This window comes from Colwellia sp. TT2012 (genome assembly GCF_001440345.1).
GTDB lineage: Bacteria > Pseudomonadota > Gammaproteobacteria > Enterobacterales > Alteromonadaceae > Colwellia.
Genome location: NZ_LJYX01000149.1, coordinates 1 through 778 on the forward strand (window position 1 = coordinate 1; position 778 = coordinate 778).

1 protein-coding gene is annotated in these 778 nt (G+C 61.2%); it reads right to left on the bottom strand.

Annotated features, from left to right (window positions below):
• Positions 1-21: 21 nt before the first annotated feature.
• Positions 22-778 (bottom strand): FtsX-like permease family protein (locus tag ASU03_RS19245; RefSeq protein ID WP_157466001.1); only part of this gene is annotated, 757 nt, incomplete at its 5' end.

Sequence of the window (778 nt, forward strand, 5' to 3'; positions counted from 1 at the left end):
TCGCGAAAGCGGTCTTGAACCCTACGAATATCTCAGGGCATGCGCCGGCTCAATCTTCGCCGCGCGATACGCCGGGTAGATCGTCGCCAAAAAGCTCAACACAAACCCGGCACTGCAAATCAGCAGCACATCGCCACCTTGCAGTTCCGAAGGCAGGTTGCTGACAAAATACACGTCCGAACTGAAGATATGCTGCCCGGTCACGCGCTCCATCCAGCCCACCAGTTCGCTGACGTTCAGCGCGGCAATCACCCCCAGCACGCCGCCAATCAGGGTGCCGACGATACCGATCACCGTGCCCTGGACCATGAAGATCGCCATGATCTGCCGCGGCGTGGCGCCAATGGTGCGCAGGATCGCAATGTCCGCGCCCTTGTCGTTCACCACCATGATCAGCGTGGCGATGATATTGAAGGCCGCGACCGCCACGATCATCAGCCACAACAGGCCGCTCCTGGTCCTTTCCATCTTCATCGCGCTGAACAGGCTGCCCTGGGTATGGGTCCAGTCGTCCGCCTTGTAGGCTGCACCGAGGCCTGTGGCGATATCCGCCGAAACCTTGGGCGCCGCATACAGATCCTTGACCGCCAGGCGCACGCTTTGCACCTGGTTGGGCTGCCAATGCAGCATTTGCGCGGCATCGGCGACGTGGATCAGGGCCATCGAACCATCCAGCTCGGCACCGACCTTGAACACGCCCACCACGTTCAACCGCTGCATGCGCGGGGTGATACCGCCAGGAGCAGTGCTGATTTCCGGGACGATCAGCGTCAGCTTG